Source organism: Flavonifractor sp. DFI.6.63 (assembly GCF_024462255.1).
Classification (GTDB): Bacteria; Bacillota; Clostridia; order Oscillospirales; family Oscillospiraceae; genus Lawsonibacter_A; species Lawsonibacter_A hominis.
In genome coordinates, this window is sequence record NZ_JANGBE010000022.1 from 36,115 (window position 1) to 62,518 (window position 26,404).

The following is a 26,404-nucleotide window of genomic DNA, read 5'->3' on the forward strand; positions in this document are numbered from 1 at the left end:
TCTATGCAGCCGACAAAGCCTTACCGCTCGGAAGACCTCCATTATCTCAAGATGCTGGCCCGGCAGTACCCCAATGTACAGGCGGCCAGCACCGAGATCGTCAATCTGCAGGCCATCCGCAATCTTCCAAAGGGCACCGAGCATTTTATTTCCGACGTGCACGGGGAATATGAAGCCTTCCTTCACATTCTGAATTCCGCCTCCGGCGTGGTGCGGGAAAAGGTGGACGATCTGTTTTCCACCACCGTCTCCAAGGCCGAGCGGGATCAGCTGGCCACCCTGATCTACTACCCCCGAGAAAAGCTGGAGGCGATCGAAGCAGAGACCCAGGATATGCGGGAGTGGTACCGCATCACCTTCCACCGGCTGATCGAGGTCTGCCGTCTGGTCAGTTCCAAGTATACCCGCTCCAAGGTACGCAAGGCCATGCCGCCCGAGTACGCCTACATCATCGACGAGATGCTCCACACCCACTACGAGGACAGTGACAAACGGGACTACTATGAGAATATCATCTCCACGATTATTGACATCGACCGGGCCTCCAGCTTTCTCATCCAGCTGTGCGAACTGATCAAACGCCTGGCGGTCGATCATCTCCACCTGGTGGGCGATATCTTTGACCGCGGTCCCCGCGCCGACATCATCCTGGATTCCCTGATGGACTACCACAGCGTGGACATCCAGTGGGGCAACCACGATATCCTTTGGATGGGGGCCGCTTCCGGCTCCCGCACCCTGGTGGCCACCGTGCTGGCCAATTCCCTGCGCTACAACAACCTGGAAGTCATCGAGACCGGCTACGGCATCTCCCTGCGCCCTCTGTCGGTCTTTGCCAACGAGGTATACCGGGACTGCGACGTACACTGCTTCGAAGTCAAGCTGACCGGCGAGGACGCCTCCCACTACACTGAAAAAGACAAACTGCTGGCTGCCCGGATGCACAAGGCCATCACGATCATTCTCTTCAAGCTGGAAGGGCAAAAGCTGCTGCGCAACCCCAGCTTCGGCATGGCCGACCGGCTGCTGCTGGATAAGATCGACTACGAGGGGAAATGCATTACCCTTCAGGGCGTCACCTATCCCCTGGAGGATACCGATTTCCCCACCGTGGACCGGGCCGATCCCTATGCTCTTACGGAGGAGGAGGCCGCTCTGATCGATCAGCTCACCGCCTCCTTCCGTCACAGTGAGAAGCTTCAGCGGCATATCCGCTTCCTCTACTCCAAGGGCAGCCTGTACAAGGTCTTCAATGGGAACCTGCTCCTGCACGGCTGCATCCCCATGACGGAGCAGGGGGCACAGATGGAGTTCTCCATCGGCTGCGAGGCGCTCTCCGGAAAAGCCTTCCTGGACTATGCCGATCTGACCGCCCGCCGCGCCTATTACAGCAAACAGGGCACGGCGGAGCGGGAATTTGGGATGGATTTCCTCTGGTTTTTATGGGCGGGCCGCAACAGCCCCATTTTTGGCCGGGAGCGGATGACCACGTTTGAACGCCGCCTGATCCTGGACGAGTCCACTTGGACCGAGCCCAAAAATCCCTATTACCGGTTCTACAATGATCCGTCGGTGTGCGATGCACTGCTGAAGGAATTCGGCCTGGAAGGCGAGCACTGCCACATCATCAACGGCCATATCCCCGTTAAGTCCAAGAAAGGGGAGAGCCCGATCAAGGGCGGGGGCAAGCTGCTGGTCATTGACGGCGGATTCTGTAAGGCCTATCAAAAGACTACGGGGATCGCAGGGTATACCCTGATCTATAACTCCGCCTGCTTCCGGCTGGTCTCGCATGAGCCCTTCTCCGGGCGTGCCAACGCCATTCGGGAAAACCAGGACATCGCCTCCAGCTCCGCCGTATTCGAACGGCTGGAGTCGCGTATGAAGATCGCCGGTACCGATATTGGCCGCCAGCTCCAGGAACAGATCGACGATCTGATGGCCCTTCTGTGGGCCTATCGCAGCGGCGCCATCGTAGAAGACCACAAGGAATAGCACCCGCATCCGCCGCGGCGGGCAAGAAGCCTCCGCCCCTGAAAACGGGGCGGAGGCTTAAAGGTTGTTGAAAAAGCAAGCTTTGCCGGCGTTTAAACTCTCCGGCTAAAGCGAGCCGAACGAAAAGCCGCCGCACAAATGTGCGGCGGCTCAGGCTGTCGGAAAAGGCCTTTGGCCTTTTCCGACAGAGGGATGCATGACGGACAGGGCTCGATCCTTGCAGAGAAGTCGCCCTGTCCGTCATGAGAGGTGTCATTTCCGATGCGTATGTCGCCGGAAATGACGGGGCCTCCTTTCCTTCCGTCGTCTTCGGACGACTCAACTCTGCGGGGCTCTTCCCCAGGAGGGTTTTTCGACAGGCTGAAGCCGCCGCACAAATGTGCGGCGGCTCTGGTTTTACAGCTGTGCGGCCTTTTCCTTGAGGAAGCCGCGCAGCCAGGGGCCGGCGGCCGGGTGGTCCAGGGCAAAGTCAATGGTGGCCTCCAAAAAACCGTTCAGGTTGCCGGTGTCATAGCGGCGCCCCTCAAAGTCTACCGCCACCATTCTGCTGTTCTGGCACAGTTCCCGCAGTCCGTCCGTGAGCTGGATCTCCCCGCCGTATCCGGGCTTCACCCGTTCCAGGATATCGAAAATGTCCGGCGTGAGTACATAACGCCCCAAAATGGCATAGTTGGAAAACATCTGCTCCGGGCTGGGCTTTTCGTTCATATCGGATACTGAGAAGACCCGCTCCTCCAAAGGAGCGATCTTCACGGAGGAATAGCGGGAGATCGCCTCGGTCGCCACCCGCTGTACTCCCACGGCGGACGCGCCGTATTTCTCCGCAGCCTCCACAAGCTGCAGGGTCACCGGCTTCTTCGCCCGCATGATGTCGTCCCCCAGCAGCACCGCGAAGGGCTCGTCCCCCACGAAGCGGCGGGCCCGGCCGATGGCGTGGCCCAGTCCCTTCGTCTCCTTCTGACGGACATAAAAGATATTGGCCAGATCGGCCGCGCCGCGGACCTCGGCCAGTTCCTTGTCCTTGCCCGCTTGGTTGAGCCGGGTCTCCAGTTCGGGGTAGTAGTCAAAATAGTCGTCCATGGCGGATTTGGCCCGGTTGGTGACGATCAGGATGTCCTCAATGCCGGAGGCCACCGCCTCCTCGATGATGTACTGGATCACCGGCTTATCCACCATGGGGAGCATCTCTTTGGGGACCGTCTTGGTCGCGGGGAGCATCCGGGTCCCAAGCCCGGCGGCGGGGATCACCGCCTTGCGTACCTTCATGGAAACGACCTCCTTGCCTCAGCAGCGCACCCGGCGCAGCATGGGCTGAAAATATTTGATCTTCGGGATGGCATAGAGCAGCAGCATCCCCAGCACATAGCAGGCCCCCAGCTCGCCCAGCGCCACGGCAAGGCCGTTATAGGCGAACATCCCCCAGAAACCGGGGCCGAACCCCGCCTCGTACCAGGCCAGCATGGCCCCGATGATAACTCCATTGGAGAGCACGGCCGGCAGGGGCGCCAGCCACCTATGGCGCACGCGGGCGGTGATCAGCGCGGCGATCAGCGTAGCGGCAGAGCCGCATACCACGTCCACCAGTCCGTAGGGAGAGAGCAGGTTGGCAATCAGGCAGCCTACGAAGAGGCCGGGGGCAGCGGTTGGGAACAGGAACGGCAGTACACACAGCGCTTCGGCAAAGCGGAACTGTACCGGCCCGTAAGTCAGGCCGAAGATGGAGCCGGAGTAGGTCAATAAGGCGTACAGGGCCGCCACGGCGGCGGCCAGGGTGATCTGTCGGGTGTCGAACTTGCGCATGGTCAGGGATACCTCCATTTTCGTATTTAGAGAACGACGGGCACGCCCGCCGAACGAACACGGTAAAAACCGTGCTTGGACCGGATGTGGAAACCAGTCAAAGGTATCTTACCATGTTTCTGCGGAAAAATCCAGAGGGCGGGCCATCTTTATGGCCCGCCCTTGTGTAAGAGTACAATACATATTGGACAGTCGAATAAAAAGGATGAAGGAAATGGCCTCATCGGATAAAGTTGAGTTACCACACAACAACTTGATGAGAGGGGGCCATATCCTTCATGAGCAAGCGTATAACACAGGACATGGCATATCGGCAATCCCTGATGCAATACGCGGGAAAATATGGCGTGAGCCGAGCCGGCCGGAAGTACAACAGGAGCCGGTCGTATATCTACTTCTGGAAGGGGCGTTGGGATGGAACGGTGCAGTCTCTGTCCTGCCAGTCCGGACGCCCCACAGCCATCCCAACCAACATACAGAAGCGGAATTGAAGCTGAGCCGGATATGGGCCGCAGAAACCCCAAGTTAGGTATGGTGGAACTGTGGCACCGCCTGCGGCAGCGGGGCTATACCCGCCGCCCGGAGAGCTTGTTCCGGGTCATGCGCAAGCTGGGGCTGTTCCCGCAGGCCGAGAAGAAACCAGTCTACAAGCCAAAGCCCTATGAGCAGATGACGTACCCAGGGCAACGGGTACAGGTAGATGTGAAGGTAGTGCCCCGCAGGTGTATTGCAGGCCAGGAGCTTCGCCTGTTCCAATATACGGCTATTGATGAGTTCACCCGTCTGCGTTTCCTGGGGCTTATCCGGAGCAGTCCGCCGATTCCTCAGCAGACTTTCTGCAAAAACTGACGGCATGGTATGATCGCAGAGGAATTCAGGTGGAATGTGTTCAGACAGATAACGGATTTGAGTTCACGAATTGCTGTTCCAACAGCAAGAAGGATATTCCCGCCCGGTTTGAACTGGCGGCGAAGCGTCTTGAAGGCCGGCATAAACGGATTCGTCCTTATACGCCCAGACATAACGGCAAGGTGGAGCGCAGCCACCGTGAGGATCAGAAGCGGTTCTATTCCTGCCATTCCTTCTTCTCTCCGGATGACTTCGCCAAACAACTTGCCGTCCATAACCGCCGCTCCAACAATCTACCCATGAGGACTTTACACTGGCTTTCTCCTAACCAGTTCGCTGTCCAATATCTTTGACAAACCTACAAAGACGCAAAAAACGAAGCGGAAGAGACGATACGTCCGGGGACTTCCGGCCCCGGACGTATCGGTTGGATCAGGCGAAGAAAGCATGGGCGCCGATGGTGGCCACATAGGGCCGGTTGCGGGAGGCCCAGCTATAGGGGGACATGTTGGGGTTGACAAAGTAAAGAGCATCCCCGGCGGTATTGGCGCCGTCCAGGCAAAGCTTGGCGGCGATGACGCTCTCGGCGCTGGGCGTACGGTTAATGCTGCCCGTCATGGCGGGGGTAAACTGATTCCGCTGGAAAATGACCTCATAGACCGTGTTGGGGAAACGGGGGCTGGCCACCCGGTTGAGCACCACATTGCCAACGGCGATCTTGCCGTCCAGCGATTGGTTGCCGCTCTCAGCGTAGATGATGCGGGAGAGCCAGTAAACCACGTCCTCCTGATAGGCCAGCGTACCGGATGGGATGGGGCTGCTGCCGGAAGTGATTTCTACTGCGGAGCTGGCGCCGTTCCAATTGATATAGGCGCCCAAGGCCCGTCCCAGCACCCGTATGGGGACCAGAATATCGTAGCCCTGCACCTGTACGCCCTCCGGCACATAGAGATAGCGGCCGTTGGCCTCGATATACTTGGCGCCGGGCTTGATATAGAGGGTCAGGCCTTCTGTGGTGACCTCTGCCCGATGGTTGGCCCAGACGGCGGCGGCATCGGGATACAACGCCTGCACGATGGGCCAATAGGAGACGTAGACGGTCTGGTCGATGACCTGCGCGGCGATCTCCGTCTCAAGGACAGCTCCATTGAGGATAAAGCTGACGCCACGTTCGGCTGCCGCCGCCTGACCGCCCAGAGCGATGCAGAGCGTCAGGCAAAGTGCCGCGCAAATGGCTCGTTTTTTCATGACAAGGGTTCCTCCTGTTACAGTTTGTTACGCGATGCTTCACAAATTGTAACCACATTGTAACTACTTTTAACCCTAAAAGTCAAGCCGAAAATTTGGGGAAAGATTCCAATCCGTTGCGGCACAGCCGTTTGAAGGGACAATAAAAAATATTGGAACGAACTTTTTCATCCATTGCCGTATAAAAATCGACTGCAAATGATAACAAAAGGTTACGCCCGGACGATACCCGTCCGGGCGTTGCTGGGAAAAGGTTCAACGATAAAACCAATGGCAGCCGATGGTGGTTACATAGGTGCGCTGATTCATCGCCCAGTGGTTGCTGGTCAGAGCTGGGGCCAGAAAGTAGAGACTGTCTCCCACTGCGTTGGCCCCTTCCAGGCAGAGTTTGGCCGCCACGATACTGCTCGGAGCAGGAGCGTCGTAGATCGTGCCGTTCCGCACGGGTTCAAACTGGCCGCCCCAGCGGCTGTCAAAGATAACACTGTAGATCGTATTGGGAAAATCAGCGGAAGCGGCCCGGTTGAGCACCACGTTGCCAACGGCGATCTGCCCCAGCAGGGATTCCCCGCGGCTCTCTGCGGAGATGATACGGGAGAGCCAGTAGAGGTCGTCCTCATTGTAGTAGGAGTCGGCATGTGTGAGCACGGAGGCTCCGCCGGTCACAGAAACTGAGCCGGTGGCGGCGTCCCAATCCACCTGGGCGCCCAGGGCGGCACCCAGCGTCCGGACCGGTACCAGAACACGTCCGGACCGTACCTGCACGCCGTCGGGCACATAGAGACAACGGCCGTTCGCCTGTATGTAAAGGTCGCCTGGGCGGGCGGTCAGGTTCAGATCCCAGGCAGAAACAACTGCCTGCCCATCCGACCAGGACACCGCGGCATCGGGACGCAGGGCTTCCGTCACCGTGCGTATGGGGACATAGGTGGTGTTGTTGCTCAGGTAGCTGCCGGAGGCCTCCAGCGCCGTACCGTCGATGGTAAGCGGAGCGGCGGCCGCAGCCACATTCTGCCCGCCCGCCAGCAGCGCCGCGCTCAGAGCGGCGGCGATCAATTGCTTTTTCATGGTCGTTCCTGCCTTTCTGGATTTGTAACCAGATTGTAACTGTTTTGATACAGATTTGGCAAGGTACAATATTTTCCTGCAGGAGGGGCGACTTTTCGAAGGTTTTTGAAAATTCCCTCTTGACGGAGCCGGAAAAACTGTTATAATAATCTCTGCTGTCCATTGAAAGAAAACCAAATTACAATGATTTGGAGTAGTATCGAAGTGGTCATAACGAGCACGACTGGAAATCGTGTAGCCGCTAACACGGCTCGAGGGTTCGAATCCCTCCTACTCCGCCAAGTCGGAGCAAGCTTTGTATCGCTTGCTCCGACTTTTTTTGCGTCCATCGCTCGACCGCCCCGGCAATGCACATGACCGGCGGAAGTGTAAAAAACGCGATAGATCGGCCGTAAAGCCGCCGACGGCTGTACCGTGGCTCCCGGCGGCATCAAGGTTAAACGCCCGTACGGCGCAGACGCGCCGCCTGCTTGCGCTGGGCTTCGATTTGCGGGCGGGTGTGGGCGGATGACCGAATCGCCTTTTGGAGGCCCCATTTTCACCGGATACCGCACACTTGGGCATTTGAAATGCCCGGAAAAACGGACGGAACGTTTGCTTTGGCCGGGTAGTGTTTGACTTTAGCAGGGGATTGCGGTAAAATCGTCTCTGTGTTTTGAAACAGGAGGCGAATCCCTTTGAAAATCATCTGCCAGATCGGTGTTATTTTTGCCGTATGCTGGGCCGGGCAGATCATAGAAGCGCTGCTCCCCTTTTCGTTTCCCGCCAGCGTCATCAGTATGGTGCTGTTGTTCGTGCTGCTGGCCACCGGAGGTTTGAAGCTGGATCATATTCGGGAGAAGTCGGACTTTCTCCTGGCCAATATGTCCTTTTTCTTTCTGCCTGCGGGCGTGAGCATGCTCAACTATTTCGACGTGCTGAAGAGCACCTGGGTACAGCTGCTGGTCATCTGCCTGGTGACGATGGTGCTGGTCTTCGCGGCCACCGCGCTGAGCGTCCGCTTCACGCTGTATCTGCTGGAAAGGAGAAAACGCCATGAGTGAGCTGTTTGCCTCTCCTTTTTTCGGGATCGCCCTGAGCGTGCTGTGTTTCTGGGCCGGGGTGCGTATCCAGAAAAGGACCGGGCTGGTGGCCTGTAATCCGCTGCTCATCGGAATTGTGCTGACCATCGCCGTTCTGCTGCTCTTCCGCATCCCTTACGAGTCCTATAACGAGGGGGGCAGCATCATCAGCATGTTCCTCTCCCCGGCCACTGCCTGCCTGGCTGTGGCGATCTACGGAAAGATCCAGATCCTGAAAAAAAACTGGCTGCCGATTTTAGTAGGGTGCACGGTGGGCTCGTTTACCTCTATTCTCAGCGTATGGCTCCTGTGCCGCCTGTTCGGACTGGACGAGGCCATGACGGTGTCGCTGCTGCCCAAGTCGGTCACCACTCCGATCGCCATCAGCATCTCCGGCCCCCATGGGGGTATGGTTCCCATCACTGTAGTGGCGGTACTGGTCACCGGTGTCATGGGAAGCGTGCTGGCCCCCCTCCTCATCAAGCTGTTTCGGGTGAAGGATCCCATGACGGCCGGCCTGGCCATCGGGGCCTGCTCCCACGCGGTGGGGACCTCCAAGGCGTTGGAACTGGGGGAGACGGAGGGCGCTATGAGCGGTCTGGCCATTGGGATCTGCGGAGTGGTCACCGTGGTCCTGTCCCTTTTCTTATTGTAACGGAATCGGCACAGAGGTCAAACCAGCCTTTTGGCATGATGCCCGCAGAGGGTGTATGCACTGCCAGAAAACAGGGGCTCCATCGGATTCGATGGAGCCCCTGTTTTCTGCAATTAAAATGTCGTGCCGGCCGGGGGACCCCGGCGGGCAAAGGTCTCGGCGGCGCGGCGGAATTCGCCGTCCAGCAGGCGGCTGATGCGTTCTACCAGCGCCTCCGGCTCCTCCTTCATATCGTCGGACAGCCAGCCCATGATGAGGCCGCCCAGCGCGTACATATAAAAGTCGGACAGAAACGCCAGATCCGGCTCCTCCAGGGTCAGGTCGGGACTGCAGGCGCGCAGCGCGCCCTGACTGACGGCCCGCGCCAGGCGGAAGAAGTGGTTGTCCAGATAATCCCGTCCGTTGGAGCGGAACACGTGGAAGATGATGAGGTGATGCTCCCGGGCGTATTGGAAGCAGCGCAGCAGCGCTTCCTGCCAGTTGGCGCTGCCCGCTACGGTGACTTGGGTCTCATGGTCCAGGAAGAACCGGAGCAGGTCATAGATGTCCTGAAAGTGATAGTAGAAGGTCTGACGGTTGACCTGGCAGTCTTCTACGATCTCCTTGACGGTAATGCCGTCCAAAAACTTTTTTGTCAGCAGGTTTTTCAGCGACATCGCCAGCGCCAGTTTGGTGCTTGGAGCCAAGGACCTCACCTCCCCGTCCGGATCTCATATCGGGCCGGTTTTATTTCAACGCCAATCATTATAGCACAAGGACGGGACAGATTGCAATCCCGGTCGAAATGCGGTATAATACCGTTTAAATGTGCAGACGGAAGGAGAATCGGGGCATGACCATCGAATACCGCCCACGGGGCGTATGCTCGCAAAAGATGACTCTGGAGGTGGAGCGCGGAGTGATCCGATCCTTACGGGTGGAGGGCGGCTGCAACGGGAACCTGCAGGGGCTTGCCCGCCTGGTGGAGGGGATGGAAGTGGAAGAAGTCATACGGCGCCTGGACGGTATCAAGTGCGGCTTTAAGTCCACCTCCTGTCCGGATCAGCTGGCCCAGGCGCTGAAAAAGGCCAGAGAGGCCTGACCCGCGGGACGCTGAAAGCGTCCCGCGGGTCCGCTTGTCGAAAGCCCCTCCCGCAGGAGTGCCCCGCAGAGTTCCGTCGCCCGCAGGCGGTGGAATAAAATCAGAATCCGTTCTTTCCGGGGACATGTGCCTCGGAAAGAACTCTTCTCACGAAATCCTTGCCGATTATTTCGCAAGCAATCGAGGCAAAATTTCGTATGGCCGTTTCGAAACAGCGGCGCAGCCACTGTTTCGGCCGTCTCACCGGGGGACGCTTTCAGCGTCCCCCGGTTTCATTTTACACCAAGGGGGCGGTATACGCTTCTACAGCGCGGCGCAGGAATGCGGCGCAGCCCGGTACCGCTTGATCATAGTAATCGGTGAAGCGTTTGTCCTGCGTGTACAGCGCTGCCAGCGCCGCATGGGCCTGAGGGGTATAGGGCTGCTCCCAGGAGGCGGAGAGCCAGCGGCGGTGCTTTTCCGCCAGCATCCGGCCCGCCGGACCGTCCGGCGTGTCCCCGGCCAAAACGGCGGCGGTCAGGTCCCGGCGGATCTCGTCCTCCAGCGTGGTCATCGCATCATACTGCTCCCGGGTAAGACCAGCGAGCCGGGCGTTGGCGCGGTCCACCAGCGCGTCGCCATATCGGGCCCGCAGTTCCGGCCCGTACTGCGCCTCGTTTTTTTGGATCATATCCTGTTTGAAACACTCAAATTTATCCGTATCCGGCATTCTGTTTCCTCCCTGTTCTGCGTCAAGCGTTTTTTGTACGGTCAGGATCAGGGCGTCCAACCGGCCCCGGCGGTCCTTCAGCTCCGTCAGGTGGCTCTGCAGCGCCGTCCGGCGGTCGAAGGCGGGATCATCCAGCAGGCGGCGGATATGCTCCAGCTCCAGTCCCAGCGCCCGATAGAACAGGATCTGCTGCAAACGGTCCACCTGTGCCGCACCGTAGAGGCGCCAGCCCGCCTGGGTGGTATGGGCTGGTTTGAGCAGGCCGATCTAGTCGTAGTGCCGCAGGGCCCTTCGGGTGACCCCGGCCAGCTGTGCCAGTTGTTGGATGGTGTATTCCATAAGGCTCCCTCCTGACAAAGTGGAGTATACGGTATGACGCAGCGGAAAGGTCAAGGATAAAATTCAAAAATTATGTTAAGGCATTACCGCATGCTTCAACGCGTGCGGATCGGCGCGAAAATTTGTGCCGCAAAAAGGCGCAAAACCGCAGGAATACTTTTTGTATTGCAAGGTTTTGCAACGCATTTGTGGGGCAGATTGGCCGCCAAGACGTGCGTGGGGAATTGTGCGGCGATACCTTAAATATTCCGCTGGCTGTACGCCTGATCTGCTTTCCGGGGCGGCCTCCTGCGCCGGCGCCCACGCAGGGGCGCACGGCCAGCTCCGCTGCCGCGTTGAACGGTTTGCTGTAAAGACCTCATGCAGGAGGTTTATCCCGACAAATCCCGCGTGTCGAGAAAAAAGCGCGCGGGACGGCGCATTCCGTCCCGCGCGCAGGCGGCTGCGATGGCATGTCCGCGGAATATGCGGCGCTACCGGCGGCGGCGTCCGCTGTAACGGGAGGCGCCGCTGTAAGCGTACCCGCCCCGCCTGCCGCCGCCCCGGCCGCCCCGGGTAAACAGGCGCCGCAGCACCAGCACCACGATCAGAACGAGGACGGCCAGGAGGACCAGCTTGACCCAAAGCTGGTCAAAAAACTTCTGAATACGGTCCAGACGGTACAAAAGCTCGGAACGGGACACGCTGTTCAGGGCCACCAGCGGGAGAGAGCCGTATTCCTTCCCGTTCAGGGACACGGTGATGGAGCCCAGCACCTGGCCCTCCTCCACGGGAGCCTCGACGCTTTCCGCGTCCAGCGTCCAGGAGCGGGTGAAATCCTCCGCATCCAGGTCGTTGGGCAGACAGGCGACAATGGAGCCTTCGGGGCGCACGGCCACATAGTTGGCCTGCTCGGAAAGCGTTACCTCCACCTCTGCGATATCCAGGGCGGTATCGTCCAGAATGGTGCGGCGGGAGAAGTTGCGAAAGCCCCACTCCAATAGGCGGGTTGTCTCGTCAAAGTAGAGAAAGCCTTCGCTGCCGGTGGTGCCTGGCTCCCGCTCGCAGCCCATCACGACGGAGAGGAGGGTGTGCCCATCCTTGGTGGCGGAGGCGGCCAGGCAGTAGCCGGCTTCCGGCGTATGGCCGGTCTTGATGCCGGTGGCGTATTCGTAGATGTAACCCGCGACCCGGAAGTTGGAGATCAGGGCGTTGGTGGAACGGACGATACGCTCCTCCGGGTGGAAGTTGGTGGCGGGCATGGTATAGTTTTTGGCAGATACGATGGTGCGGAAAGTTTCGAATTCCATTGCCTGGCGGCACATCCGGTAGATGTCGTAGGCGGTGGTGTAGTGGTCGTCGTCATGATAGCCGTGGGTGTTGGAAAAGTGGGTGCCCGTCATACCCAGCTCCGCCGCGCGGGCGTTCATCCGGGCCACGAACTCCGTCACGCTGCCGGAAACAGCCTCCGCCAGAACATTGCAGGCCTCATTGCCCGAGGGGATCAGGGCGGCGTAGAGCAGATCAATGATCCGCAGCTGTTCGCCCTCTTTAATATCGGCGGTGGAGGCCCCCTCTCCGATGCCGGTGTGAAGGGCGGAACTGGCGGTGACCACCTGCTCCAGGGTCAGCTCGCCCCGGTCCACCGCCTCCAGGGTGAGCAGACAGGTCATGACCTTGGTGATGCTGGCGGGATACATCTTTTCATGGGCGTTCTGCTCGTAGAGCACCTCGTCGTAGTCGGCGTCCACCAGAATCGCGGCCTTGGCCTGCACCTGCATCCCGTCCAGAATGGCGCTGCCGCTGCCGGAGGCGGCGGCATAGGGGGAGAGCAGGCCGGTCAGAAGGGTCAGGGTAAGCAGGATGGAAAACACACGTAATTTTTTCATAGGAAACTCCCGTTATGTATGATATAATAGCCGCAAAGCGGCGACGATCCGCGCATGCCGGCGGTCCAAGCCCCGCCGCGATCCGCGGCGAAGGACCGGAGCGAATCACCTCGAAACCTGTAGCGCGCGATTTCGTTCACCGGCAATATTATAGCAAACGGCAGCGGTGGACGCAACGGGGGAGGCTTTACAATTTATGAAGATTTCCCGTCTGGAATGGATTACCATTCTCCTGTGCGCGGTCTTTCTGGCCTTTGCGGCGGGGTGGTTTTTGCGGGGACGCAGCGCGGCGCAGCCGGTGCGGGTGGAGACCCAGCGTGTTTTGGCGCAGGAAACGCCCCTGGTCCCCGCCTTGCCGGCGTCCAGCCCGGAGGCGCCGGAGGTGGGGGAGAAGATCAATATCAACACGGCACAGCTGGAGGAGCTGACCGCCCTGCCTGGGATCGGGGAGAAACGGGCCCGGGATATTATCGCGTACCGCACCCAAAATGGACCCTTCCGGATCCCGGAGGACCTGACCAGGGTCAGCGGCATCGGGGAAGGGATCCTGGAAGGACTGATCGACTACATCACCGTTTCATAGAGGAGGACGGCATGAAGATATTGGTTGTGGATGACGAGCGGGTGCTGGTCAAGGGGATCAAGTTCAACCTGGAGAGCGAGGGCTATCAGGTGGAGGTGGGCTACGACGGGGAACAGGCGGTGGAGCTGGCCCGCAGCGGGGCGTTCGACCTGATCATCCTGGACCTGATGATGCCCAAGATCGACGGGCTGCAGGCCTGTATGCGCATTCGGGAGTTCTCCAACGTGCCGGTGATCATGTTGACGGCCCGCAGCGAGGATGCGGACAAGATCATCGGCTTCGAGTGCGGGGCGGACGATTATATCACCAAGCCCTTCAACATCCTGGAGCTGAAGGCCCGGGTGCGGGCCCTGCTGCGCCGGGCGGGCATGTCCCACCAGAAGGAGGCGGGGCGGCTGACCATCGGCCACATCACGCTGGACGCCGATGCCCGGGCGGCCTGGAAAGAAGGGCAGAGCGTGGATCTGACCGCCAAGGAGTTCGACCTGATGGAGCTGCTCATGCGCAATCCGGGGCGGGTGTACTCCCGGGAAAATCTGCTCAATGTGGTCTGGGGGTATGAGTATGCTGGGGATTACCGCACGGTGGACGTACATGTGCGCCGCCTGCGGGAGAAGCTGGAGCTGGACCCGGCCAATCCCCGGTATATCCTCACCAAGTGGGGCGTGGGGTATTACCTGAAAAACGGATGAACACGCCGGGCTGCAGCCCGGCGGGAGGTGAGCGTCCATGGCCGAACAATCGAAAAGGGTGCCCTTCTGGCGCTCGCTGCAGACCAAGTTCGCCCTGACCTATGTGGTGATCATCGCGGCGGTGCTCATCCTGCTCAACACCTATCCGGTCCTGGTCTCGCAGGACCTGGTGTACCAGTCCAAGCAGGCTTCCCTGCAGAACCAGGCCGCGGTGCTGGCCTCGGCGCTGTCGATGGGACCGGAGGAGCTGACCCGGGAGACCGTCAAAGGTACCATCGACCGCCTTGGGGTACCGGGCACGACCCGGGTCGTGGTTACCGACCCGGCGGGCGAGGTGCTCTGCGACTGGTATGAGGGGGCCTATCAGGAGGACACCCTGGGCCGGTATGCCCTGTTCTGGGAGGTGGCCGCGGCGCTGCAGGGCAACGACGTGTTCCGCTCGGAGTACCGGGAGGGCGCCTTCCGCAGCCGGGCGGCGGTCCCCGTCACTTACCGCTCCATGACGCTGGGGGCGGTCTATTTCTACGAATACGATACCGAGCAGGGGGCGCTGCTGCTGGGGATCCAGAGCAATCTGCGCTCCATGTCGGCGGTCATCTGCGTGGTGACCCTGATCATGAGCGTGTTTTTCTCCAAGGCCCTCACCCGGCGGATCGCCGCTCTGCTGCGGGCCATCCGCATCGTGCGCCAGGGCGAGTACAGCCATCGGGTAGACTTGAAGGGCGGGGATGAGATGACCCAGCTGGCCGAGGAGTTCAACGAGCTCACCGGCCGTCTCCAGACCACCGAGGAGGTCCGCCGCCGCTTCGTCTCCGACGCCTCCCACGAGCTGAAGACGCCCCTGGCCTCCATCCGCCTGCTCACCGACTCCATCCTTCAGGCCGAGCACATGGATGACGCGACCGCACGGGAGTTTTTGGGGGACATCGGGGAGGAGGCCGAGCGCCTCACCCGCATCACGGAAAAGCTGCTTACCCTCACCCGTCTGGATACCGCGCCGCCGGTGGAGCGGACGGCGGTGGACGTAAAACGGGTGGTGGAAAAGGTGGAGCACATGCTCGCTCCCCTGGCCCGGGCGGTGGAGGTCTCCCTGGTCTGCGACCTGGAGGAGGGGGCATGGGTGTGGGCGACGCAGGACGATCTGTACCAGATCGCCTTCAACCTGATGGAGAACGCCGTCAAGTATAACCTGCCGGGCGGAATGGTCCGCGTGACCCTGCAGGGGCAGGGGGACGCCGTCGTCCTGTGCGTGGAGGATACCGGCGTGGGCATCCCGGAGGAGGACCTGCCCAAGATCTTCGATCGCTTTTACCGGGTGGACAAGGCCCGCTCCCGGGCCGCGGGCGGGACCGGGCTGGGTCTGTCCATCGTTCGGGATACCGCCCGCCAGCACCGGGGGACGGTTACCGTGCGCCGGAGGGAGCCGGCAGGCACCTGCTTTGCGGTGACCTTCCCCCGCTGCCGGGAGAAGGGAGGGGAGCAGCCGTGAACCAAAGAAGGCTTTTGGCGCTGGCAGGCGCGCTGCTGCTGGCGCTGCCGGGGTGCGCTCCGGCTTCTTCCGGCGAATCCCCCGCACCCGAAGGGACGTACCAGGTGTATTACTCCGCCATGGGGGATGAGCACGCACCGGCAGCAGTGGACAGCGCCGCCTATACGCTGCCGGAGGATGCGCCGCCGGTGCCCGCGCTGCTGCAGGCCCTGCTGTCCCAGCCGGAGCAGGCCGGCTTGTCCTCGCCGTTTCCGGCGGGGGTGCGCCTGCTGGACTGGACGCTGGAAGAGGGATGCCTGCATCTGGATCTGTCGGAGCAGTATAACGGCCTGTCGGGCGTGAACCTGACCCTGGCCGACTGCTGCATCGCCCTGACGTTCTGCCAGCTGGAGGGGGTGGAGGCGGTATATGTAACCGTGGAAGGCCATGAGATCCCCTACCGCCAGAGCCAGCTGCTCCGCGGGGAGGACGTGCTCCTGTCCGGGGCGGAGGAGGAGCCGGTCTATATCCAGGCGGAGCTTTGGTACCCCAAGGCGGACGGGAGCGGACTGGGGACGGAGTCCCGTCAGGTGCGCAAGACGGAGGATGCCACCCTGCCCCAGGCGGTGCTTTCCGCGTGGCTGGAGGGGCCGTCGTCGGAGGCGCTGGAGGCCTGCCTGCCCGAAGGGGCGCAGGTGCATGAGCTGACGGTGACCGACGGAGTATGCACCGTGAACCTGTCCGCAGGCTTTGCAGCGAACGCGCCCGCCGACCCGGAGGCGGTCCGCCGGATGGTCTACGCGCTGGTCAACACGCTGGGAGGACTGGAGCAGATCGACGCGGTGCGCCTGCTGGCGGAGGGGGAAGCGCTGGACGCGCTGGGCGGCGTGCCGCTGGAGCAGCCCATCGTACCGGATACCAGTCTGGAACGGGATTGACAAGCCCGGGCCGGACGTGTAGGATAGGGAAAGCAAACACGAAAGGAAGACCTGACCATGAGCGATCCGCGCATCCGCACAGCCTGCATCCACGCCGGATATACCCCCGGCAATGGGGAGCCCCGCAACATCCCCATCATCCAGTCCACCACCTTCCGGTACGCCACCGGAGAGCAGATGGGCGCCCTGTTCGACCTGGAGGCGAACGGGTATTTCTACACCCGCCTTCAGAACCCGACCAACGACCATGTGGCCGCCAAGATCTGCGCGCTGGAGGGCGGCACGGCGGCCATGCTCACCGCGTCCGGTCAGGCGGCCTCCTTTTATGCCGTATTCAACATCGTCTCCTGTGGAGAGCACGTGGTCTGTTCCGCTTCGATTTACGGCGGGACCTATAATCTGTTCGCCGTCACCATGAAGCGCATGGGGATCGATTTCACCTTTGTGGACCCGGACTGCACCGAGGAGGAGCTGAACGCCGCCTTCCGGCCGGAGACCCGCGCCGTCTTCGGGGAGACTATCGCCAATCCTGCCCTGACGGTGCTGGACATCGAAAAGTTTGCCAAAGCCGCCCACGCCCACGGGGTGCCCCTCATTGTGGACAACACCTTTGCCACACCAGTGAACTGCCGTCCCTTTGCATGGGGCGCGGACATCGTCACCCACTCTACCACCAAGTACATGGACGGACACGCCAATGCCGTGGGCGGCGCCATCGTGGACAGCGGGACCTTCGACTGGACGAAATACCCCGACCGGTTCCCCGGCCTGTGCACCCCGGACGAAAGCTACCACGGGATCACGTATACCCAGCGCTTCGGCCTGGCCGGGGCTTACATCACAAAGGCCACCGTCCAGCTCATGCGGGATCTGGGCGCGATCCCGTCGCCCCAGAACTGCTACTACCTGAACATCGGGCTGGAGACGCTGCCCCTGCGCATGGCAAAGCACTGTGAAAACGCTCTGGCTGTGGCCGAGTGTTTGAAGCACCATCCCAAGGTGGCCTGGGTCAGCTATCCCGGCCTGCCGGGGGATCGCTATTATGCGCTGGCCCAGAAATATATGCCCCACGGGACCTGCGGCGTGGTTTCCTTCGGGGTGGAGGGCGGACGTTCCGCGGCCTCTCGTTTCATGGCCGCTCTGAAGCTGGCCTCCATCGCCACCCATGTGGCCGATGCGAAGACCTGCGTGCTCCATCCGGCGTCCACCACCCACCGGCAGATGACCGACGCGGAGCTGGCGGCGGCCGGGGTATCCCCCGACCTGGTGCGCCTGAGCGTCGGCATCGAAGATGTGCGGGATATTTTGGACGACGTGGAACAGGCCCTGGCGGGGGTATAGGGAGGCGGAAGGGATGTACGTGGACCCTACGGTCTATTCCGGCGCGCCCGCCGAGGCACGGGACAGCCGGGAGATGGCGGTATACGCCAGATTGGATGCCCTGGGCATCTCCTATCTGCGCTGTGACCACGACCATGCCGATACCATGGAAGCCTGCGAGGCGGTGGAAGCGGTGCTGGACGTGTCGATCTGCAAGAACCTGCTGCTTACCAACCGCCAGCAGACTGATTTCTATTTGCTGATGATGCCGGGGCGCAAGCCGTTTAAGACCCGCGATTTGACCAAGCAGCTGGGCTGTTCCCGCCTCTCTTTCGCCACCGGGGAGCAGATGCAGTCCCTTTTAGGGGCCGTCCCCGGCTCTGCCAGCGTGTTCGGGCTGATCTATGACCCGGAGCAGAGAGTCCGTTTGCTGATCGACCGGGAGCTGCTGCACGACGCATACATCAGCGGCCACCCCTGTTTCTCCACTTCTACCCTGAAGGTGCAGCGGCAGGACCTGCTGGATCGTTTCCTCCCCGCCGTGGGACATGCGCCCACCTTTGTGGACCTGCCCTGGCCGGAGGATTGCTGAACAAGAAAACGGCCCCGGAAGCAATGCTTCCGGGGCCGTCAGCCTGCTGTCACTCTGCAAATCGGACCGATCCTGTGAAAAGTTTGTAAGGAAGCGTGACGCGGCCGGCGGGAGCAGATCGCGCTCGGTTCTTGTTACCGCATTGTAACTTGCACCGGAAGGGCGGGACGGCTATGCTGAGAGCAGGACAAGACGGAAAGGAGCGATGCGGAATGAAACGGCTGTTGGCGGCGGTATTGTGCCTGGTCCTGGTATGCGCAGCGGCGGCCCGGGCGGCAGAGCCGGAGCAGGCCCTTTGGACGCGGAGCGAGGGGGATGGGGATTATGTAACCATCCGCGTGCCCTGCCCGGAGGGGGAACAGCTGTCCTGGGCGCAGACCCGGAAGCTGTGTGTGCGCTATGCCGACACCGGGGAGCCGGTAGCCCTGTGCAGCAATTATTACCGGGGATATCTCTTTGCCACCGTCCCGGCCGCCCAGGCGGGCCGGACGCTGGAAGCCGGTCTGGGCGAGCCTGTACGGTTTGCCGACCATATCACGGTATGGGAAGGTGTGGAATACTACGACGCTCCGCTTGGCACCGATGAGCTGAATCTCCGCGGCGTCCTCCGGGGCGACGGTTCGGGGAACCTGAACGCCGGCGCGGTGATTACCCGGGCGGAAGCGTTTGCGCTGATCGTCCGCCTGCTGGGGATCCCGGAGGAGGGGGAAATCTGGGCGGAGTGGTACGACGCCAACGGGAAAAGCACCGGCTACGATGACGTAGCGCCCGGCGCGTGGTACGTTCCGGTGGCTGCCGCCGCCCGGGCCTGCGGGCTGGCTGCGCCGGACGCGTTGTTCCACCCGGAGCGCCCGGTGACCCGCGGGGAATTTACCGTCATGCTTTACCGGGCCATGCGTGCCGTTGGCTGGCTGGAGGCGCCGCAGGGAGACGAGAAGCTGGTGCTGGCCGATGGGGAGGACCTTCCGGACTGGGCACGGGAGGCCTACCTGGCATTTGACAGGGGGGATCTGGGCATCGTTACCTTCCGGGACACCGGCGGGCGGGACAGCGAGGGGTTCCCGCTCCAGGAGCGCCTGGCCGAGCCGGGCAGGGGCGCTACCCGGGGTGAGATCATCGAATTCCTCTACAGCGCCCTGCGGCGTCTGCCCTGGTATCCGCTTCCGGAGGCCATCGAATGGGGATTTGACCGGGCCATGCCCGTCATCGACGGCTCCACCTCCACCTACCCATACACCAAGGCGGTGTATGGAGCTTTTTTCTCCAACTTCGAAAACCACCCACAGTACCCGGAGAGCCATTCCAAAAGCCATGAGTCTTACCAACGGTTGATTGACGGCGCGGCGGACGTTCTCTTCGCGGCCACCCTCCCCTCGGAAGCGCTCAAGGCCCAAGCGGCGGAGGCAGGGGTACAGTTGGAGTGCATTCCCATTGCTTACGATGCCATGGTGTTCTTTACCAATGCGGAGAACCCTGTCCTTGGGCTGACCCAGCGGCAAATACAGGATTTATATGTCTATGGGAAATATACGAACTGGAATCAGGTAGGCGGGCCGAACGCCCAGCTGCTGCCCTACCGCCGCAACGCGGACAGCGGCTCCCACGCCCTGATGGAACAGTATTTCCTGGAGGGAGGCAAGCTCTCCCTCAGCCCGAACGTGCATAACGTCCTCACCTCTTACGCCATGTCCTCCGCCCTCACAGACGTGGCCCAGGCCCTGCGTACCGATCCTGCCGCCTACGCCATCGGCTACAGCGTCTTTTATTATTACGTGAACAGCTCCTGGCTTCTGGACGATGCGGGGGGAGGGGAGCTCAAGCTGCTGTCTGTGGACGGGGTGATGCCCAGCGACTCCACGATCGCCGACGGCAGCTACCCCCTGGCGGGCTACAACTATGTGGTGCTCCGCTCCGACGAGCCGGAGGACTCCCCCGCCCGGCGGCTGGCGGCCTTTATGCTCGGCGAGGCGGGCCAGAGCCGCGTAGCTAACGCGGGATTCGGCCCCCTCTCCGGCGGCCCCAAGGCGGACTTCGAGCGGGACTTCCCTGATTGGAGCCCGGATGAAATATTCCCCGCCGGTTCCAGCTATGTGGTCCTCGCTTGGGACAGGGGGAGCGCCGTCCTCCGCGCCAGCGGCCTGGTTCGCAGCGTGGCGGACGGCCGCTGGCACGAGCTGGTCGCCAACCAGTGCCCTGCTCCGGCGGGAGAGGGAGTCGCCGCCGCCGTGTTGGGCCCTCCCGGCTGCACGGTGGTCTTTGGGTCCGTGGGGCGGGAGCTCCGGGGCGACCTCACGGTCCGCCTGAGCTATGACGGCGGGCAGGTCCTGACCCAGACAGTCTATCCCGGCCGGACCTTTCACTTCCTGCTGGAGGGGCAAGTCGAGCTGGAGGGACTGGAGCTGCTGGCCCGCGATGGCCAGAGTTTAGGCTCCTGGAAACCGTAAACGCAACAAAAGCGAGGCGCAGGCAAAATGCCTGCGCCTCGCTTCGTCTCTAGTTCTGTTCCAGCTTCATCCGAAGCACACGGCGGACTACCGCCGGATCAGCCTGCCCCTTTAACTGCCGCATGACCTGTCCCACCAGGAAGCCGAAGGCCTTTTCCTTGCCGGCCTTGTAGTCCTCGATGCTCTTTGGGTTGGCGGCAAAGACTTCCTCCGCCACGCATCCCACCAGACCCGCGTCGGATACCTGCTCCAGGCCGTGTTTCTGCACGTATGCGTCCACGTCTTCGTCGTGCTCAAACACCGCCTCGAAGACCTTCACGGCCGTGTTGCGGTTGAGCTTGCCCTCCTGCACCAGGGCGATGAGCCGGGCCAGAGCGGCGGGGGAGAAGACCATGTCCCGGGCCTCCAGCCCCCGGGCGGAGAGCTGTCCCATGACCTCGCCCATGATCCAGTTGGAGACCTGCTTGGCGGGGGCGCCCAGAGCCACGGCGCGCTCAAAGAAGTCGGCCAGGGCCTTCTGGGCGGTGATCATCTGGGTATCGTAGGCAGGCAGACCGTAGTCGGCCTGATAACGGGCCATCCTGGCTTCCGCCATCTCGGGCTGCTGGGCCTTCAGGCGGTCAAGGTAGGCCTCGCTGAGCTCCAGAGGGGGGATGTCCGGCTCGGGGAAGTAGCGGTAATCCTGGGCGTTCTCCTTCGAACGCATGGCAAAGGTGGCGTCCTTGTTCTCATCCCAGCGGCGGGTCTCCTGGACCACGCGCTTGCCGTCCTCCAAACGCTCGATCTGCCGCCGGGCCTCGTACTGGATGGAGCGGGCGATGGCCTTGAAGGAGTTGAGGTTTTTCATCTCGGTGCGGGTGCCGAGCGCGGGCGCGCCTGCGGGCCGCACCGACAGGTTCACGTCGCAGCGCAGGGAGCCCTCCTGCATTTTGCAGTCGGATACGCCCAGATACTGGAGCGTGGAGCGCAGCTTTTCCAGATAGGCCACGACTTCGTCGGCGCTGCGGAAGTCCGGTTCGGTGACGATCTCGATCAAAGGGACCCCGCAGCGGTTGTAGTCGGCGCGGGTCTGGTCGATCCAGGGATCGTGGACCAGCTTGCCCGCATCCTCCTCCATATGCAGCTCGTGGATGCGGATGGTCTTGGCGCCGGCGGCGGTGCGGATGTCGACAGCGCCGTCATGGCAGATGGGCAGGTAGAGCTGGGAGATTTGATAGGCCTTTGGCAGGTCGGGGTAGAAGTAGTTTTTCCGGTCGAACCTGCAGCAGCGGGTGACGGCGCAGTTCAGGGCCAGTCCGGCCTTGACGGCGAATTCCAGCACCGCCTCGTTCAGCACGGGCAGCGTGCCGGGCATGCCGGTGCACACCGGGCAGCAGTGGGTGTTGGGATCGCCGCCGAATTCAGTGGTGCAGCCGCAGAAGATCTTCGTGGCGGTGGCCAGTTCCACATGGGTCTCCAGGCCGATCACGGTTTCCCAGGTCACTGCGCATCGCCTCCCTTCTGCGCCGCCTGGCCGGGCAGGGGCGGCGTGCGCTTGTGGTGATCGGTCTCCAGCTGGAAGGCATGGGCGGCGTCCAGCACCGCGGCGTCCCCCAGGGCGGGACCGATGAGCTGAGCGCCGATGGGCATGCCGTCGGATGCGAAGCCGCAGGGTACCGAAATACCCGGCAGGCCCGCCAGGTTCACCGAGACGGTATAGATGTCGCTCAGGTACATCTGCAGCGGGTCGTTCAGGCTCTCGCCCAGCTTGGGCGCGGTCGTGGGGGCGACCGGGGTGAGCAGCAGGTCGTAGCGCCGGAAGGCCTCGTCGAAGGCGCGCTTGATCAGCGCTTTGACCTGAAGGGCCTTTTTGTAGTAGGCGTCGTAGTAGCCGGTGGAGAGCACGAAGGTGCCCAGCAGGATCCGCCGCTTGACCTCCGCGCCGAAGCCCTCGGTGCGGGTCTTGCTGTACAGATCGGTCAGGTCCTCGTAGCCCTGGGCGCGCCAGCCGTATTTCACCCCGTCGAACCGGGACAGGTTGGAGCTGGCCTCGGCGGCGGCAATGATATAGTAGGTGGGCACCACGTACTGCATGACGGGAAGGGAGAACTCCTCCACGACGGCGCCGCGCTGTTTCAGAACGTCGGCCGCGGCGAGCACGGCGGCGCGGACCTCCCCGTCCAGGCCGTCCCCGAAGCAGTCGGCGGGCAGGCCGATCCGCTTGCCCCGCACGTCTCCGGTGAGACCGGAGAGCAGGCCGCCCGCCGGGGCGTCCAGACTGGTACCGTCCCGCGGGTCGCGGCCCTGGATGACGTCCAGTACCGCCGCGCAGTCGGCGGCGGAGCGGGCGATGGGACCCATCTGGTCCAGAGAGGAGGCATAGGCGATCAGGCCGTAGCGGGAGACGGTGCCGTAGGTGGGCTTCATGCCGGTGACGCCGCAGTAGGCGGCGGGCTGGCGGATGCTTCCGCCGGTATCCGAGCCGATGGCGTACCACACGCTGCCCTCGGCCACGGCGGCGGCCGCCCCGCCGGAAGAACCGCCGGGTACCCGGGAGGGGTCCCAGGGGTTTTGGACCGGACCGTAGAAGGAGGTCTCAGTGGTGGAACCCATGGCGAACTCGTCCATGTTCAGCTTGCCCAGGGAAATGCAGCCCGCCGCGTCCAGACGCTCTGCCACAGTGGCGTCGTAGGGGGGCGTAAAGCCGCCCAGAATCTTGGAGGCGCAGGAGGTCTTCACCCCGCGGGTGCAGATGTTGTCCTTAAAGGCCATGGGCACCCCCGCCAGCGGCGATGGGGCGCGGCGGGCGTCCAGCAGGCGCTGCACCTGGTCGGCGCGGAGCATGGCGTCCTCCTTGGTGACGGTGATAAAGGCGTTGGAGCGGCCTTGCGCCTGCGCCAGACGGTCCAGACCGGCCTTTGCCGCCCCGGCGGCGGAGAGGCTCCCCTCCCGCAGCAGTGCGCCCAGCTCCAGGGCGGTCAGCGTACGGTAATCCATATTGCCTGCCCCCCCTTATTCCACGGTCTTGGGCACCAGAAACGCCTCTTCATCGGGGATAGGGGCGTTCTGGAGCAGAGTGGGTCGGGCAAAGGACGGCTCCACGGTGTCCGGCCGCAGGACGTTTTTCAGCGGGAACACATGGCTCATGGGCTCCACCTCCGCGGTATCCAGGGCGTTCAGCACGTCCATGTAGTCCAGGATGCGCTCCAGCTCTCCGGTCATCCGGGCCTTTTCCTCCGCCGGAAGCTTGAGCCGGGAGAGGACGGAGACATAATCCACCATTTCCTCGGTAATTTTCATATCGTACCTCCTCCTTTACGGTTCCAGCCGGTTCAGATCCCGGGGGAACAGACAGGCCCTTCTCACGTTGTCCAGGCCGCACAGCTTCATGGTCAGCCGCTCCAGGCCGATGCCCAACCCGCCGTGGGGGGGCATGCCGTGCCTGTGGATCATCAGGTAGCTGGCAAACTCCTCGGGATGCATGCCCCGGTCCAGCATTTTTCGGACCTGCTGGTCGTAGTCGTGGATGCGCTGGCCGCCGGTGGTGACCTCCATCCCACGGAACAGAAGGTCGAAGGAGAGGGTGTACCGGGGGTCGGCGGGATCGTCCATGGCGTAGAAGGGACGCTTTTTGCTGGGATAGTGCGTGACGAACACGAAGTCGGAGCCCCACTGCTCCTTGGCGTATTGGCTGATGTGGAGCTCCTCCTCCGGCTCCAGATCGTAGGGGTCGCGGATCCGGTAGCCGTAGGCCTCGGCGGCCAGACGCTTGGCCTCGTCGAAGCGGACGGCGGGAATGCGCTCCACCAGGGGCAGCTCCGCCCCCAGCCGGGCCAGATCCTCGGCGTACTCCGCCGCGAGCAGGCGGACCATATGCTGCAAAAACCCGGTCTCCATCTCCATTACGTCGGTAAAGCCGTCGATAAAGCCCATTTCGAAGTCCAGGGAGGTGTACTCGTTCAGGTGCCGGGGGGTGGCGTGCTTCTCCGCCCGGAAGACGGGGGCCACCTCGAACACCCGCTCGAACGCGCCCACCATGGTCTGCTTGTAGAACTGGGGGGACTGGGCCAGGAAGGCCTTTTTGCCGAAATAGTCCAGCCGGAAGATGTTGGAACCGCCCTCCGCCCCGGCGTGGACGATCTTTGGGGTGTGGATCTCGGTAAAGCCCTCCCGGTGCATGTATTCCCGGAAGGCGCGGCCGACGGCGTCCTGGATCCGGAAGACGGAGCGCGCCCGCAAAGAGCGCAGCACCACCGGGCGCAGGCCCAGCTCGGTGTCCAGGTTCAGCGCCAGCCTGCGCTTGGAGATGGGCACCGGCAGGGGGGCCGCCGGGCGGGAGAGCACTTCCACCTGCGCGCCGGCCAGCTCGAACCCGCCGGGCGCCCGGGGCTCTTCCCGGACGGTGCCGGAGACCCGCACGGCGCACTCGTCGGTGACGCCGTCCAGGCCCGCCTCCCGGGGACAGACGCACTGCACCACGCCCTGGCGGGTGCGCAGGGTGAGGAAGGTCAGCGCGCCCATGCTCCGCAGGGAGTGGACCATACCGTTGAGGGTGACGGCCTGGTTATTCCGGCCGCCCCCTATCCGTTCTGCGATCATGGTTTCACTGCGTCTGGTTCCTGCCATGAATTCCATGCTGTTCACACCTTTCCTGTTTGAATCAAAAATGAAAATAAAACGTCCCGAAGCTGCATTGCAGCTTCGGGACGGAAAAACTCCGCGGTACCACCCGTAGGTTTGCCGCATCGCCCTTGACACGGCCACTCAGACTCCCTTAACGCGGGCCACGTGCGCAGCTACCTCCTTGCAACAGGACTCGCTGTGCCGGCTTGGAAGCGTTGCGCCTCCCCATCCTGCCGGACCGGGCTCTCAGTCGGTGACCCGGATTCTCTGGCGGCGCTCACGGGGGACGGTCTTCGTCATTGCCTTTGATGAAAGTAGTATATGCGCCCACTGCAAAAAAATCAATTGTGAATATTGACAGAATCAAAACTTTGCATCCCGCGGGAGCTTATGGTACAATGTCAAAAAGCGGCGCAACCGGCCGCGGGAATCAGCACGGAGGCGAAGGATATGATGGATTGGGACGCGCTGTATGAGGCGTGTATGAGCTGCCGCAAATGTCCGCTGGCGGAAACGCGGCATCATGTGGTGTTTGGCGAAGGGGCCCGGGACGCGGAAGTTATGCTCATCGGGGAAGGACCCGGCGAGCAGGAGGACCGGACAGGCCGGCCCTTCGTGGGCCGGGCGGGCAAGCTGCTGGACGACATGCTGGCCATGATCGATCTGAACCGGGAGCGGGTCTTCATCGGCAATATGGTCAAGTGCCGGCCGCCGGAGAACCGGGATCCTTTGAATCTGGAGCAGGAGGCCTGCATCAGCTACCTGCGCAACCAGGTGGCCCTGATCAAGCCCAAGATCATTGTCTGCCTGGGGCGTATCGCGGCCATCAAACTGATCCGGGAGGATTTCAAGATCACGCGGGAGCATGGGCAGTGGTTTGAAAAGGCGGGGGTGCAGATGACCGCGCTCTACCACCCCTCCGCCCTGCTGCGGGACCCCCGCAAGCGCCCGGAAAGCTTTGAGGACTTGAAGGCCCTCCAGGCCAAGATCCGGGAGATCTGTACCCATACCTATCCGGTGTAGATGTAGATGGAGGTGGGGGGGGGGGGGGGGGGGGGGGGGGGGGGGGGGGGGGGGGGGGGGGGGGGGGGG

General features: G+C 62.2%; 25 protein-coding genes and 1 tRNA gene. 15 read left to right on the forward strand and 11 right to left on the reverse strand.

Translation table 11 applies throughout. The annotated features are described in order from the left end of the window. The first annotated feature begins 3 nt into the window (after positions 1-3). Positions 4-1,995, forward strand: a complete 1,992-nt coding sequence (locus NE547_RS11930; protein ID WP_256176032.1) for a fructose-1,6-bisphosphatase — start codon at positions 4-6, stop codon at positions 1,993-1,995. A 396-nt stretch (positions 1,996-2,391) separates the two neighbouring features. On the opposite strand, the gene galU is transcribed toward NE547_RS11930, so the two are convergent. Both galU and NE547_RS11940 read right to left on the reverse strand, forming a co-directional pair. Continuing rightward, positions 2,392-3,261: a UTP--glucose-1-phosphate uridylyltransferase GalU gene (galU, locus tag NE547_RS11935; protein ID WP_186907973.1), complete on the reverse strand. Its 870-nt coding sequence runs from the start codon at positions 3,259-3,261 to the stop codon at positions 2,392-2,394. An 18-nt stretch (positions 3,262-3,279) separates the two neighbouring features. Next, positions 3,280-3,795, reverse strand: coding sequence for a QueT transporter family protein (locus NE547_RS11940; protein ID WP_256176033.1), 516 nt, complete (start codon positions 3,793-3,795; stop codon positions 3,280-3,282). A 504-nt stretch (positions 3,796-4,299) separates the two neighbouring features. Between NE547_RS11940 and NE547_RS11945 the strand changes: the two genes are divergently transcribed. After that, positions 4,300-4,644 (forward strand): hypothetical protein, encoded by a 345-nt coding sequence (locus tag NE547_RS11945; RefSeq protein ID WP_243204777.1) that lies wholly within the window; start codon positions 4,300-4,302, stop codon positions 4,642-4,644. Positions 4,645-4,826: 182 nt separating this feature from the next. After that, on the forward strand, positions 4,827-4,997 hold the full coding sequence (locus NE547_RS18650; protein ID WP_370866848.1) for a hypothetical protein: 171 nt from the start codon (positions 4,827-4,829) through the stop codon (positions 4,995-4,997). Positions 4,998-5,076: 79 nt separating this feature from the next. On the opposite strand, the gene NE547_RS11955 is transcribed toward NE547_RS18650, so the two are convergent. Both NE547_RS11955 and NE547_RS11960 read right to left on the reverse strand, forming a co-directional pair. Continuing rightward, positions 5,077-5,892: a cell wall hydrolase gene (locus NE547_RS11955; protein ID WP_256176034.1), complete on the reverse strand. Its 816-nt coding sequence runs from the start codon at positions 5,890-5,892 to the stop codon at positions 5,077-5,079. A 255-nt stretch (positions 5,893-6,147) separates the two neighbouring features. Beyond that, positions 6,148-6,960 (reverse strand): cell wall hydrolase, encoded by an 813-nt coding sequence (locus tag NE547_RS11960; RefSeq protein ID WP_256176035.1) that lies wholly within the window; start codon positions 6,958-6,960, stop codon positions 6,148-6,150. A gap of 190 nt (positions 6,961-7,150) precedes the next feature. Between NE547_RS11960 and NE547_RS11965 the strand changes: the two genes are divergently transcribed. From NE547_RS11965 to NE547_RS11975, 3 genes are all read left to right on the forward strand, one after another. Further along, positions 7,151-7,241: transfer RNA gene (locus NE547_RS11965), tRNA-Ser, on the forward strand. Between the two features lie 396 nt (positions 7,242-7,637). Beyond that, positions 7,638-8,003, forward strand: a complete 366-nt coding sequence (locus NE547_RS11970; protein ID WP_186907969.1) for a CidA/LrgA family protein — start codon at positions 7,638-7,640, stop codon at positions 8,001-8,003. Further along, complete coding sequence (locus NE547_RS11975; protein ID WP_186907968.1) at positions 7,996-8,676, forward strand: LrgB family protein; 681 nt, start codon at positions 7,996-7,998, stop codon at positions 8,674-8,676. The genes NE547_RS11970 and NE547_RS11975 overlap by 8 nt, the downstream gene beginning before the upstream one ends. Before the next feature lie 113 nt (positions 8,677-8,789). Here NE547_RS11975 and NE547_RS11980 read toward each other — a convergent pair whose 3' ends face one another. Next, positions 8,790-9,371, reverse strand: coding sequence for a TetR/AcrR family transcriptional regulator C-terminal domain-containing protein (locus NE547_RS11980; protein ID WP_256176036.1), 582 nt, complete (start codon positions 9,369-9,371; stop codon positions 8,790-8,792). 137 nt (positions 9,372-9,508) lie between these two features. On the opposite strand from NE547_RS11980, the gene NE547_RS11985 reads away from it, so the two are divergent. After that, positions 9,509-9,757, forward strand: coding sequence for a TIGR03905 family TSCPD domain-containing protein (locus tag NE547_RS11985; protein WP_256176037.1), 249 nt, complete (start codon positions 9,509-9,511; stop codon positions 9,755-9,757). A gap of 277 nt (positions 9,758-10,034) precedes the next feature. On the opposite strand, the gene NE547_RS11990 is transcribed toward NE547_RS11985, so the two are convergent. Beyond that, positions 10,035-10,733, reverse strand: coding sequence for a MerR family transcriptional regulator (locus tag NE547_RS11990; protein WP_370866849.1), 699 nt, complete (start codon positions 10,731-10,733; stop codon positions 10,035-10,037). A gap of 545 nt (positions 10,734-11,278) precedes the next feature. Then, positions 11,279-12,673 carry a D-alanyl-D-alanine carboxypeptidase family protein gene (locus NE547_RS11995; RefSeq protein ID WP_186907965.1) on the reverse strand — a complete coding sequence of 465 codons (1,395 nt, stop codon included), beginning with the start codon at positions 12,671-12,673 and terminating at the stop codon, positions 11,279-11,281. A gap of 196 nt (positions 12,674-12,869) precedes the next feature. On the opposite strand from NE547_RS11995, the gene NE547_RS12000 reads away from it, so the two are divergent. The 7 genes from NE547_RS12000 to NE547_RS12030 all read left to right on the forward strand — a co-directional run bounded on the left by NE547_RS12000 (position 12,870) and on the right by NE547_RS12030 (position 20,710). After that, positions 12,870-13,256, forward strand: a complete 387-nt coding sequence (locus NE547_RS12000) for a ComEA family DNA-binding protein (protein WP_256176038.1) — start codon at positions 12,870-12,872, stop codon at positions 13,254-13,256. 11 nt (positions 13,257-13,267) lie between these two features. Next, positions 13,268-13,948 (forward strand): response regulator transcription factor, encoded by a 681-nt coding sequence (locus tag NE547_RS12005; protein WP_186907963.1) that lies wholly within the window; start codon positions 13,268-13,270, stop codon positions 13,946-13,948. Between the two features lie 37 nt (positions 13,949-13,985). Further along, positions 13,986-15,437, forward strand: a complete 1,452-nt coding sequence (locus NE547_RS12010) for a cell wall metabolism sensor histidine kinase WalK (protein ID WP_186907962.1) — start codon at positions 13,986-13,988, stop codon at positions 15,435-15,437. Next, positions 15,434-16,354 carry a GerMN domain-containing protein gene (locus tag NE547_RS12015; protein ID WP_256176039.1) on the forward strand — a complete coding sequence of 307 codons (921 nt, stop codon included), beginning with the start codon at positions 15,434-15,436 and terminating at the stop codon, positions 16,352-16,354. Before NE547_RS12010 ends, NE547_RS12015 begins: the two co-directional genes overlap by 4 nt. 57 nt (positions 16,355-16,411) lie before the next feature. After that, positions 16,412-17,695, forward strand: a complete 1,284-nt coding sequence (locus NE547_RS12020; protein ID WP_256176040.1) for an O-acetylhomoserine aminocarboxypropyltransferase/cysteine synthase family protein — start codon at positions 16,412-16,414, stop codon at positions 17,693-17,695. A gap of 13 nt (positions 17,696-17,708) precedes the next feature. Beyond that, positions 17,709-18,266, forward strand: coding sequence for a prolyl-tRNA synthetase associated domain-containing protein (locus NE547_RS12025; RefSeq protein ID WP_256176041.1), 558 nt, complete (start codon positions 17,709-17,711; stop codon positions 18,264-18,266). A gap of 212 nt (positions 18,267-18,478) precedes the next feature. Next, a complete protein-coding gene (locus NE547_RS12030) occupies positions 18,479-20,710 on the forward strand; it encodes a PstS family phosphate ABC transporter substrate-binding protein (RefSeq protein WP_256176042.1) in 2,232 nt (743 codons plus the stop codon). Between the two features lie 49 nt (positions 20,711-20,759). Here NE547_RS12030 and gatB read toward each other — a convergent pair whose 3' ends face one another. The 4 genes from gatB to aspS are packed head-to-tail and all read right to left on the reverse strand — an operon-like array spanning position 20,760 to position 25,324. After that, positions 20,760-22,193 carry an Asp-tRNA(Asn)/Glu-tRNA(Gln) amidotransferase subunit GatB gene (gatB, locus tag NE547_RS12035; protein WP_186907957.1) on the reverse strand — a complete coding sequence of 478 codons (1,434 nt, stop codon included), beginning with the start codon at positions 22,191-22,193 and terminating at the stop codon, positions 20,760-20,762. Then, positions 22,190-23,686, reverse strand: a complete 1,497-nt coding sequence (gatA, locus tag NE547_RS12040) for an Asp-tRNA(Asn)/Glu-tRNA(Gln) amidotransferase subunit GatA (RefSeq protein WP_256176043.1) — start codon at positions 23,684-23,686, stop codon at positions 22,190-22,192. Before gatA ends, gatB begins: the two co-directional genes overlap by 4 nt. Positions 23,687-23,701: 15 nt before the next feature. Then, positions 23,702-23,989: an Asp-tRNA(Asn)/Glu-tRNA(Gln) amidotransferase subunit GatC gene (gene gatC, locus NE547_RS12045; protein WP_256176044.1), complete on the reverse strand. Its 288-nt coding sequence runs from the start codon at positions 23,987-23,989 to the stop codon at positions 23,702-23,704. A gap of 15 nt (positions 23,990-24,004) precedes the next feature. Further along, the gene (aspS, locus tag NE547_RS12050) at positions 24,005-25,324 is read right to left on the reverse strand and encodes an aspartate--tRNA(Asn) ligase (protein WP_256176045.1); all 1,320 of its coding nucleotides are present in this window, start codon (positions 25,322-25,324) and stop codon (positions 24,005-24,007) included. A 438-nt stretch (positions 25,325-25,762) separates the two neighbouring features. Between aspS and NE547_RS12055 the strand changes: the two genes are divergently transcribed. Beyond that, the gene (locus NE547_RS12055) at positions 25,763-26,335 is read left to right on the forward strand and encodes a uracil-DNA glycosylase (protein ID WP_256176046.1); all 573 of its coding nucleotides are present in this window, start codon (positions 25,763-25,765) and stop codon (positions 26,333-26,335) included. The last annotated feature ends 69 nt before the right edge of the window (positions 26,336-26,404 follow it).

Coding starts and splice junctions, on each gene's coding strand:
- NE547_RS11930 (WP_256176032.1), top strand. CDS start 4: ATGCAGCCGACAAAGCCTTACCGCTCGGAAGACCTCCATTATCTCAAG.
- galU (WP_186907973.1), bottom strand. CDS start 3,261: ATGAAGGTACGCAAGGCGGTGATCCCCGCCGCCGGGCTTGGGACCCGG.
- NE547_RS11940 (WP_256176033.1), bottom strand. CDS start 3,795: ATGCGCAAGTTCGACACCCGACAGATCACCCTGGCCGCCGCCGTGGCG.
- NE547_RS11945 (WP_243204777.1), top strand. CDS start 4,300: ATGGGCCGCAGAAACCCCAAGTTAGGTATGGTGGAACTGTGGCACCGC.
- NE547_RS11955 (WP_256176034.1), bottom strand. CDS start 5,892: ATGAAAAAACGAGCCATTTGCGCGGCACTTTGCCTGACGCTCTGCATC.
- NE547_RS11960 (WP_256176035.1), bottom strand. CDS start 6,960: ATGAAAAAGCAATTGATCGCCGCCGCTCTGAGCGCGGCGCTGCTGGCG.
- NE547_RS11975 (WP_186907968.1), top strand. CDS start 7,996: ATGAGTGAGCTGTTTGCCTCTCCTTTTTTCGGGATCGCCCTGAGCGTG.
- NE547_RS11985 (WP_256176037.1), top strand. CDS start 9,509: ATGACCATCGAATACCGCCCACGGGGCGTATGCTCGCAAAAGATGACT.
- NE547_RS11995 (WP_186907965.1), bottom strand. CDS start 12,673: ATGAAAAAATTACGTGTGTTTTCCATCCTGCTTACCCTGACCCTTCTG.
- NE547_RS12000 (WP_256176038.1), top strand. CDS start 12,870: ATGAAGATTTCCCGTCTGGAATGGATTACCATTCTCCTGTGCGCGGTC.
- NE547_RS12005 (WP_186907963.1), top strand. CDS start 13,268: ATGAAGATATTGGTTGTGGATGACGAGCGGGTGCTGGTCAAGGGGATC.
- NE547_RS12010 (WP_186907962.1), top strand. CDS start 13,986: ATGGCCGAACAATCGAAAAGGGTGCCCTTCTGGCGCTCGCTGCAGACC.
- NE547_RS12020 (WP_256176040.1), top strand. CDS start 16,412: ATGAGCGATCCGCGCATCCGCACAGCCTGCATCCACGCCGGATATACC.
- NE547_RS12025 (WP_256176041.1), top strand. CDS start 17,709: ATGTACGTGGACCCTACGGTCTATTCCGGCGCGCCCGCCGAGGCACGG.
- NE547_RS12030 (WP_256176042.1), top strand. CDS start 18,479: ATGAAACGGCTGTTGGCGGCGGTATTGTGCCTGGTCCTGGTATGCGCA.
- gatA (WP_256176043.1), bottom strand. CDS start 23,686: ATGGATTACCGTACGCTGACCGCCCTGGAGCTGGGCGCACTGCTGCGG.
- gatC (WP_256176044.1), bottom strand. CDS start 23,989: ATGAAAATTACCGAGGAAATGGTGGATTATGTCTCCGTCCTCTCCCGG.
- aspS (WP_256176045.1), bottom strand. CDS start 25,324: ATGGAATTCATGGCAGGAACCAGACGCAGTGAAACCATGATCGCAGAA.
- NE547_RS12055 (WP_256176046.1), top strand. CDS start 25,763: ATGATGGATTGGGACGCGCTGTATGAGGCGTGTATGAGCTGCCGCAAA.